The organism is Vreelandella sp. 2A-K22 (genome assembly GCF_054065485.1).
Map to the genome: position 1 here is coordinate 66648 of NZ_JBSUGC010000019.1, position 8024 is coordinate 74671.

Below are 8024 nucleotides of genomic sequence, written 5' to 3' on the forward strand. Positions count from 1 at the left end.
AGACGCTCCTGATTGGGTAGTGGCGCTAGTCGTTAAGTGAAACCGCCGCTTCGACAAGCCCGGCAAGGTTGAAGCGCTCTGGCAGCTTACCGGCGACCGCTAACTCAACGCGCTCGGCAATCGCATCCAGGGTGACTTTGTCCAACACCTCGCCAGCGAAAGCGAGCGTTAGCAGACCGCGAGCGGTGGCTTCATCGATACCGCGGGTACGCAGCGCATAAATCGCCTCTTCGTCTAGCTGGCCCGTAGTCGTGCCGTGTGAGCACTTAACGTCATCGGCGTAAATCTCAAGCTCAGGCTTGGCATCAATGTGGGCGCGATCCGATAGCAGTAGGTTTTGATTACTCTGAAAACCTTCGATCTTCTGGCTATCGCGCTTGACGTAGACCTTGCCGTTAAACACCCCGTGGGCGCGATCATCCAGAATGCCCTTGTAGTTCTCATTGGAGAACGTCAGCGGCGCATTGTGGTTGACCTTGGTATGGTTGTCGACGTGTTGGCGACCCTGACCAAAGAACAGACCCAGGAAGTTGGTTTCAGCGCCCTGGCCGTTCAAGTCACTGATCAGATCGTTGCGCACCAGCGCACCGCCCAGGCTCAGGTTATAGGAGGTATAGCGCGTATCGCGGCCCTGCTCTACGTGAATGCTCGCCACGTGCAAATCACCCAACGGCGCTTCTTGCAGCTTGTAGTGGGCCAGTATCGCGCCCCGGTCTAGCATCAGCTCGCCAACTACGTTGGTGAAGTTCGTCGCTTCGCTTTCACCTGTGTAGTGCTCAATCAGCGTCGCCTCGCTGCGGCCTCCTGCCTCCACCAGCACCCGCGGGTGACACATCACCGGCTGGCCTGCGCGGGACAGAAACTGCAGCAGGATGGGCTTCTCAACCACTGTTCCCGGTGCAATGCGAACCACTGCCCCCTCTTCCATAAACGCCGTGTTTAGCGCGGCGAAGGGCGAAAAATCCACCCCGGTTAGGCGCCCAAGCGGGCCACCCACGGCTTCGTGGTTCTCTGCTAGCGCCTTGGAAAGCGGTAATACCTGAACGCTTGACGGCAGTGAACCCAAATCAGAGAGCGCCGATGAGAAAACGCCATCCACGAAGGTCAGCCGGTAGGCATCAATCGGCAGCGTTAGCGCCGCGGCGGTGGCCGGAGAGAACTCAGCGTTGTCGGCTATTGCAAAGTTGCCCTGGGCAATCGAACGTACGTCGGTGTACTTCCACTCTTCATCGCGACGCGTAGGAAAACCCAGCGCCTCAAAACGTGCAGCACCCGCCTGGCGACGAGCAGCAATCCAGGTCGGTTCCGCTGTGTAGTTCGAGCTGCGCGCCTTCAGCGTGTCTAAAAAGGTTTGCGTATCGCTCATGCCACAGACTCCTCGATACCTTCGTACCCATTGGCTTCCAGCTGTTTGGCCAGCTCGGCGTCACCGGTTTTGACAATACGGCCATCGACCAGTACATGAACTTGGTCTGGCACGATGTAATCCAGCAGACGCTGGTAGTGGGTGACCAGCAGAATGGCGCGGTCTTCAGCGCGCAGGCTGTTGACACCATCGGCGACCACTTTCATGGCGTCGATATCCAGGCCGGAGTCGATCTCATCGAGCATGGCAAGCTTCGGCTGAAGCACCAGCATTTGCAGGATCTCGTTGCGCTTTTTCTCGCCGCCTGAGAAACCTTCGTTAACGGCGCGCTGTAGGAAGCTAGCGTCCATTTTCATGTAACCAAGCTTCTCTTTCACCAGCTTCATAAACTCCGGCGCTGGCATTTCGCCTTCGCCGCGGGCTACGCGCTGGGCATTAAGCGCAGACTTCAGCAGGTAAATGTTTTTAACCCCTGGAATCTCGACCGGGTACTGGAAACCCAACAGCAAGCCAGCCTGGGCGCGCTCTTCAATTTCCATTTCGAGCACGTCTTTGCCTTCAAAGGTAATCGTGCCCTGGGTAACTTCGTAGCCATCTTTACCGGCAATCACCGCGGATAGCGTCGATTTACCCGCGCCGTTCGGCCCCATAATGGCGTGCACTTCACCCGCCTTGATGGTCAGGGTCAAGCCTTTGAGGATTTCATTACCTTCGACGGAGACGTGTAAATCATTCACTTGCAACATATTGAATACCTTCTGATTCTGGCGAGTCGCCACGGCGACACTAATATAATTAATTGGAATAAATGGGCAGCGGTTAGCCGACCGCGCCTTCCAGGGTCACATTGAGCAGCGCTTCGGCTTCAACGGCAAACTCCATGGGCAACTCTTGGAAGACATCCTTACAGAAGCCGTTAACAATCATGCTGACCGCATCCTCTTCAGAGATACCGCGGCTCTGGCAGTAGAACAGCTGGTCTTCACCGATTTTCGAGGTCGTCGCTTCGTGCTCAATGGTCGCCGTGCTATTGCCAATTTCCTGATAAGGGAAAGTATGCGCACCGCACTTATCACCTATCAACAGCGAGTCACACTGGGTGAAGTTACGCGCCCCTTTGGCCCGCGGGCCAATTTTCACCAGGCCGCGATAGGATTGGTCACTCCTGCCCGCTGAGATACCTTTAGCGACGATATACGAACGCGTGCCTTCGCCAATATGAATCATCTTGGTGCCGGTATCGGCCTGCTGGCGACCATTGGTAACGGCGACGGAGTAGAACTCGCCGATACTGTCTTTGCCGCGCAGTACGCAGGAGGGGTACTTCCAGGTAATCGCCGAGCCGGTTTCTACCTGCGTCCAGCTAATCCGTGAACGGTCACCACGGCAATCACCGCGCTTGGTGACGAAGTTATAGATACCGCCTACGCCATTTTCATCACCGGGGTACCAGTTCTGCACGGTGGAGTATTTGATATAGGCGTCGTCCAGGGCGACAAGCTCGACCACCGCGGCGTGAAGCTGGTTCTCATCGCGCATTGGAGCCGTACAGCCTTCCAGGTAAGAGACCTGGGCACGGCTTTCGCAAATAATCAGCGTGCGCTCAAACTGGCCAGTGTTGGCCGCGTTAATGCGGAAGTACGTAGACAGCTCCATCGGGCAAGTCACGCCTTCTGGCACAAACACAAAGGAGCCATCGGTAAACACCGCTGAGTTCAGCGCGGCAAAGTAGTTGTCCGCCACGGGAACGACCGTGCCCAAGTACTGTTTGATCAGTTCCGGGTAGTCGCGAATGGCTTCAGAAATGGAGCAGAAGATAACCCCTGCTTCGCCAAGCTGCTTTTTGAAGGTAGTGGCGACCGAAACGGAGTCAAACACCGCATCGACGGCAACACCTGCCAGCGCGGCGCGTTCGTGCAACGGAATACCCAGTTTCTCATAGGTTTCCAGCAGTTTGGGATCCACTTCATCCAGGCTTTGCGGGCGGTCTTCCGGGCGTTTCGGCGCACTGAAATAGGAGATCGATTGGTAATCAATCGGCGGATAGTCGAGATGCGCCCAGGAAGGAGCTTCCATCTTCAACCACTGGCGGTAGGCATCCAGACGCCACTCCAGCATCCACTCCGGCTCGCCCTTCTTTTTGGAGATAAAGGCGATGGTGTTTTCATCCAGGCCAGGTGGCAGGGTGTCGCTCTCAATATCGGTTACAAAGCCATCTTTGTATTCGCGACGAACCAACTGTTCCATTTCTTCGCTTGCCATGGTGATACCCTCCGGGCAGTTGGGTGGCGAGGTCATCGCCTTTAATAATAAATTAGGCCTGCTGTACTCGCGCCGCCGTTAGGCCGACGCCGCCGACAGGCTGATCGTTTGAATAGGCAGTTGTACTGGCAGCTTAATCGGCGCTGTATCAGCCAGATGCGCCAGGGTCACGCTCTCTAGCAGAGTACGCATGGCCAAGGAGACCCGCTGCCAGTTGTCTGCCACACCGCAGGTAGCCACAAGCTCACAATCGCCTTCTGCTTGGCTGCACTCGGTCATGGCGACGGGGCCTTCAATCGCCGCAATAATATCGGCGGCAGTAATCTGCGATGCGGGCCGGGCCAGGCGGTAACCGCCTTGGGCGCCACGCTGAGAAACCAGCAGCCCTGCCCGCACTAGCATTTTGAGCGTTTTACTCACCGTCGGATGGGGCAACTGCACGGCCTCTGCTAACTCTGCCGCTGCATGCGACGCCTGGGAATGGCGGGCAATTTGCGCCATGACCACCGCGGCATAGTCTGTCAGCCGAGAAAGCTTAAGCATGTCGACTCCCTTTATGTCATCAGTACGCAGCAAATCAAATGGTCGCCACGTCAATTGAGTACCATTTTAGTCCTGTATAAATTTGATGTGAAGCCCCTGAGCAAAATGGATAGCAATTTACGCAAAATATCGGCACGTTCGGCGCTGATAGCATCAAAAACAACAATCATTATCATTTAGGAAAGCTATTACTTCTGTATCTGCTGCTTTGCATTGAGTAGCCGACTCTGATAGCGTCAGAACGTATTAGATGCCCCTACTGTATGAGGCATCCCGATATTTGGAGGAGGCAGACTATGGATGTAGCAGCTAACAACATGGTAAATGCAACGCTGGATATGAGGCAGGCGCAAGCGATCCAACAGGCTCAGTTCGGGGTTTTTAAAGAGGCATTAGACGGCCAGGCAGCGCAAATCACCGCCCTGATGGATAGCGTTGCTTTAGATCCACAGCTGGCTACCAGCGGCAGCGTAGGTACGCAGATTAATACGACTGCGTAATAAACGTTAGGCTAGATAAATCAATAGCCCCCTGGTCAATGCCAGGGGGCTATTTTTTTAACGATCTGCTTTAGCGCTAGGCTTTCTTAACAAACTCGGATTTAAGCTTCATCGGGCCGATACCGTCAATTTTACAGTCGATATCGTGGTCGCCTTCAACTAAGCGAATGCTTTTCACTTTGGTGCCCACTTTAACCACCAGTGAACTTCCCTTAACCTTCAAGTCCTTGATCACCGTTACGCTATCACCGTCGGCGAGCATATTACCGTTGGCATCACGCACGCCTGAAACCTCATCAGCGCCCTCTTCTTCTGCGACTTTTGACCACTCATGGCCGCACTCTGGGCAGACATATTGAAGGCCATCATCGTAGCTAAACTCAGAGGCACAGGCAGGACAGTTAGGCAGGTCACTCATCAGACGGCTCCATCACCACGGTTAGAAAGCGATGGAGCCTACACGGGTTACGCAAAATGTCCAGCCAGAGGCTAGATCAATCGCGCTGGTAAGTACCCACCAAACGGTTCATTCCTAGCAGGTTCGGCTCTACTTCTTTGAGCAGCTCAGCCAGCGTGAGCCCTTCAGGGAGGGAGGTTTGATGATCCAGCGCCAGCACCCAGAAATAATAAAGATGCTTGCCGTGCCCTTCTGGCGGCATCGGGCCACAATAGCCAGTACCACCTTTATCATTTGCGCCGACGGTGCCCGCCGCCGTCTTTTCAGTTAATTCCTGAATATCGCCGGGTAAGTTATAGAGCACCCAGTGGACAAAGCCATAGCTACCGTCTTTGACCAACGGCGCGTCCGGGTCGTGGCAGATCACTGCAAACCCTTGGGTTCCCTCGGGAGCGTCTTGCCAAGCAAGTGCCGGCGAAACATCCTCACCTTCCCCGGTGTGCTTGGCAGGGATCGCCTGATGGTCAGCAAACGCCGAGCTGGTAACCTGCATCGATGAAAGTGCAAATGCCATGTTTTATCTCCTTGGTCTATCTAATGTGTCTTTCACTCCCAGTCTAACAACTCCACCGGCCTTGTTTCTTCAGGCGGCGCTTAACCCAGACATCGTAAAGCGCCCGCAAGCCCGATTTAATGCCCGGTAGACCAATGATCCAGGCAGCCGGCACCAATAAGGGAATACGCTTCATTAATAAACGGTAAGCATCGATCCCCTCCACCAATTGCCCTGATTCCGTTTCGATATGCAGGGAACGCAGCGCTATCTCGGGATCGACGCCCTTTTGCTGTAGCACCTGGCGATGTTCACTCACGTCAAGCCAAGCGATATCAGCGGCATGCTGCCCCGACCAGCGCTCATAGCGGCGGCGCTCTTTACGACACAGCGGGCACTGCGCATCGTAAAAGACATTGATAGAGGTATTATTGGGCATATAGCCTCTTTAATTAACGACACTGAAGCAGTGTGGCATTTTCAGTACTAGTCGCAAACCTTTACATATTCACTGCTTATTTAGGCTACGGCTATGACATCTGAGTTCAAAAAACAGCTATTAATTGTTGCCCATGCCCCTTCGGCGAATACCCGCTTATTGCGTGATGCGGCTTTCCAGGGCGCGAGTCATTCCGACCTTGAGCAGGTGCACTGTGTGGTAAAAGCGCCCTTGGAAGCTGGACCAGACGACGTGCTTGCTTGCGATGCGATTCTGCTCGGCACCACAGAAAACCTGGGTTATATGAGCGGCGCCCTCAAGGATTTTTTTGATCGCAGCTACTATTCTGTCATTGAAAAGAAACAGGGATTACCCTGCGCGCTCTATATTCGCGCGGGGCACGATGGCACGGGCACCCAACGCGCAGTAGAAAGCATCGTCACTGGCTTACGCTGGCGATGGGTACAGCCACCGCTCATTTTGCGCGGCGAGTGGCAGCCCTCATTTGCAGATCAGGTAGAAGAGCTCAGCATGACCCTAGCGTTTAGTGTTGAGAGTGGCATTGTTTGAAAGTGACATGGTTTGAGAGTGATATTGTATAACCTCGCCTAGCCTGCCTTACTGTAGATAAGCATTTCGTGCCCATTGTGCGATTAAAGGGCGGCAGTACTTGCTTGAATTTACTGCTGTTACTTAACGCACGTACATTAGGTAGCCATTATGCATAAAGTCATTGCTTTCTATGATGATCGGGTGCTCGCTCACGAGCCCAATATTGACGCCGACTTTCTACCTCAACGGATCGATAAGCGCATTCGACATCTGCTTGCAGGGCTCCCTGTGCCGTGGAAATACCCCGAGCACCCCGGCCGCTTGAAAGCCATTCAGCACCTGCTTGAGAAAGCGCCCATTGCGGGCCTGCACATTGAAGGTGGCAAAGCAGCCACCCATGAACAACTCGCCAGGGTGCATACCACTTCCTATCTAAGCGATATTTTTAGCCTGCGCGGGAAAAATGCCTGGTTGGATGTGGATACCACAGCGGTCTCACCGGGTAGCGTCGATGCCGCCGAAGTCGCCGCGGGAACGGCCATTGCCGCAGTAGAAGCGGTCATGGAGAAGCGCGCTAAAAGTGCCTTTGCACTTGTGCGCCCGCCAGGGCACCACGCAGAGCCCGTTCGCGCCCGCGGCTTTTGTTTATTCAACAATGTAGCGGTCGCCGCAGCCCATGCGCGCAGCGCGCTGGGTTGCGAAAGAGTGCTGATTGTTGATTGGGATGCCCATCACGGCAACGGCACCCAGGATATTTTTTGGGCAGAGCCGGACGTAATGTTTTTCGATATTCACCGCGCAGCACCCTTCTATCCCGGCTCAGGCCATCTGGAAGAAGTGGGCGCCGGTTTAGCTGAAGGCACCACCATCAATGTTCCGTTACCGGCTGGCGCTGGCGACGAAGCGTATCTCAAGGCATTTCGTGACATTCTTGCTCCGGCCGCAGCGTGGTTTAAGCCCGACATTATTTTAGTTTCGGCAGGGTTTGACCCCCACTGGCACGATTTGGCCTTAAACGTTTCCTATGAGGGTTTTGGCGCACTGACCGGTTTCTTGCAACAACTGGCCGAACAACACTGCGATGGCCGCTTAGTGTTCGTATTAGAGGGCGGCTACAACCTGGAGTCACTGTCCAACGGCACTAGAGCCGTACTTGCCGTATTGGCGGGCAACACCGTGCCTGTGCCCGATACCTGCGGCATTGCGGAAGTCCAAGCCGCGGCGGATTTCCACCGCACGGCTTTTCAATCGGAATAATTTCGCTGCTCATAAAAACGGCACCTCGTGAACTGACCCCATAAACTTGGACAGTGAAAAACTAAGCAGCCAAGGCCTGATTTCGGTACTGCACCGGACTCAGGCCTTTTAATTTGGTCTTAATCCGCTCGTGATTGTAGTAATGGATATAGTGC

Annotated in this window: 11 protein-coding genes; 3 read left to right on the forward strand and 8 right to left on the reverse strand. The window is 54.5% G+C overall.

From position 1 onward, the window contains the following. Positions 1–25: 25 nt before the first annotated feature. The 4 genes from sufD to ACW17M_RS21895 all read right to left on the reverse strand — a co-directional run bounded on the left by sufD (position 26) and on the right by ACW17M_RS21895 (position 4171). Entirely contained in the window at positions 26–1366 is a 1341-nt protein-coding gene (gene sufD, locus ACW17M_RS21880; protein ID WP_457548088.1) for a Fe-S cluster assembly protein SufD, read from the reverse strand. Then, complete coding sequence (sufC, locus tag ACW17M_RS21885) at positions 1363–2112, reverse strand: Fe-S cluster assembly ATPase SufC (protein WP_022522976.1); 750 nt, start codon at positions 2110–2112, stop codon at positions 1363–1365. Before sufC ends, sufD begins: the two co-directional genes overlap by 4 nt. Positions 2113–2185: 73 nt before the next feature. Beyond that, the gene (gene sufB / locus ACW17M_RS21890) at positions 2186–3628 is read right to left on the reverse strand and encodes a Fe-S cluster assembly protein SufB (RefSeq protein ID WP_022522975.1); all 1443 of its coding nucleotides are present in this window, start codon (positions 3626–3628) and stop codon (positions 2186–2188) included. Positions 3629–3706: 78 nt separating this feature from the next. Then, entirely contained in the window at positions 3707–4171 is a 465-nt protein-coding gene (locus tag ACW17M_RS21895) for an SUF system Fe-S cluster assembly regulator (protein WP_022522974.1), read from the reverse strand. Between the two features lie 296 nt (positions 4172–4467). Here ACW17M_RS21895 and ACW17M_RS21900 point away from each other — a divergent pair, with 296 nt between their 5' ends. Beyond that, positions 4468–4671 (forward strand): putative motility protein, encoded by a 204-nt coding sequence (locus tag ACW17M_RS21900; RefSeq protein ID WP_233974536.1) that lies wholly within the window; start codon positions 4468–4470, stop codon positions 4669–4671. A 76-nt stretch (positions 4672–4747) separates the two neighbouring features. Here the strand turns inward: ACW17M_RS21900 and ACW17M_RS21905 are convergent, their stop codons facing one another. The 3 genes from ACW17M_RS21905 to ACW17M_RS21915 all read right to left on the reverse strand — a co-directional run bounded on the left by ACW17M_RS21905 (position 4748) and on the right by ACW17M_RS21915 (position 6060). Next, positions 4748–5089, reverse strand: coding sequence for a zinc ribbon domain-containing protein YjdM (locus tag ACW17M_RS21905; RefSeq protein ID WP_233974535.1), 342 nt, complete (start codon positions 5087–5089; stop codon positions 4748–4750). A gap of 76 nt (positions 5090–5165) precedes the next feature. Then, positions 5166–5642, reverse strand: coding sequence for a YbhB/YbcL family Raf kinase inhibitor-like protein (locus ACW17M_RS21910; RefSeq protein ID WP_233974534.1), 477 nt, complete (start codon positions 5640–5642; stop codon positions 5166–5168). Positions 5643–5685: 43 nt separating this feature from the next. Further along, positions 5686–6060 (reverse strand): thiol-disulfide oxidoreductase DCC family protein, encoded by a 375-nt coding sequence (locus ACW17M_RS21915; RefSeq protein ID WP_400674573.1) that lies wholly within the window; start codon positions 6058–6060, stop codon positions 5686–5688. Between the two features lie 93 nt (positions 6061–6153). On the opposite strand from ACW17M_RS21915, the gene ACW17M_RS21920 reads away from it, so the two are divergent. Together ACW17M_RS21920 and ACW17M_RS21925 are read left to right on the forward strand one after the other, a co-directional pair. Further along, positions 6154–6630 carry a flavodoxin family protein gene (locus tag ACW17M_RS21920; protein WP_233974532.1) on the forward strand — a complete coding sequence of 159 codons (477 nt, stop codon included), beginning with the start codon at positions 6154–6156 and terminating at the stop codon, positions 6628–6630. A 150-nt stretch (positions 6631–6780) separates the two neighbouring features. Then, positions 6781–7869 (forward strand): histone deacetylase family protein, encoded by a 1089-nt coding sequence (locus tag ACW17M_RS21925; RefSeq protein WP_041158652.1) that lies wholly within the window; start codon positions 6781–6783, stop codon positions 7867–7869. Positions 7870–7930: 61 nt separating this feature from the next. Here ACW17M_RS21925 and ACW17M_RS21930 read toward each other — a convergent pair. Continuing rightward, positions 7931–8024: IS3 family transposase (locus tag ACW17M_RS21930; protein ID WP_161463789.1), on the reverse strand; the 94-nt coding region annotated here is incomplete at its 5' end.

Excerpts from the sequence above, each read along its gene's own strand:
- sufD (WP_457548088.1), bottom strand. The coding sequence starts at position 1,366 with ATGAGCGATACGCAAACCTTTTTAGACACGCTGAAGGCGCGCAGCTCG.
- sufC (WP_022522976.1), bottom strand. The coding sequence starts at position 2,112 with ATGTTGCAAGTGAATGATTTACACGTCTCCGTCGAAGGTAATGAAATC.
- sufB (WP_022522975.1), bottom strand. The coding sequence starts at position 3,628 with ATGGCAAGCGAAGAAATGGAACAGTTGGTTCGTCGCGAATACAAAGAT.
- ACW17M_RS21895 (WP_022522974.1), bottom strand. The coding sequence starts at position 4,171 with ATGCTTAAGCTTTCTCGGCTGACAGACTATGCCGCGGTGGTCATGGCG.
- ACW17M_RS21900 (WP_233974536.1), top strand. The coding sequence starts at position 4,468 with ATGGATGTAGCAGCTAACAACATGGTAAATGCAACGCTGGATATGAGG.
- ACW17M_RS21905 (WP_233974535.1), bottom strand. The coding sequence starts at position 5,089 with ATGAGTGACCTGCCTAACTGTCCTGCCTGTGCCTCTGAGTTTAGCTAC.
- ACW17M_RS21910 (WP_233974534.1), bottom strand. The coding sequence starts at position 5,642 with ATGGCATTTGCACTTTCATCGATGCAGGTTACCAGCTCGGCGTTTGCT.
- ACW17M_RS21915 (WP_400674573.1), bottom strand. The coding sequence starts at position 6,060 with ATGCCCAATAATACCTCTATCAATGTCTTTTACGATGCGCAGTGCCCG.
- ACW17M_RS21920 (WP_233974532.1), top strand. The coding sequence starts at position 6,154 with ATGACATCTGAGTTCAAAAAACAGCTATTAATTGTTGCCCATGCCCCT.
- ACW17M_RS21925 (WP_041158652.1), top strand. The coding sequence starts at position 6,781 with ATGCATAAAGTCATTGCTTTCTATGATGATCGGGTGCTCGCTCACGAG.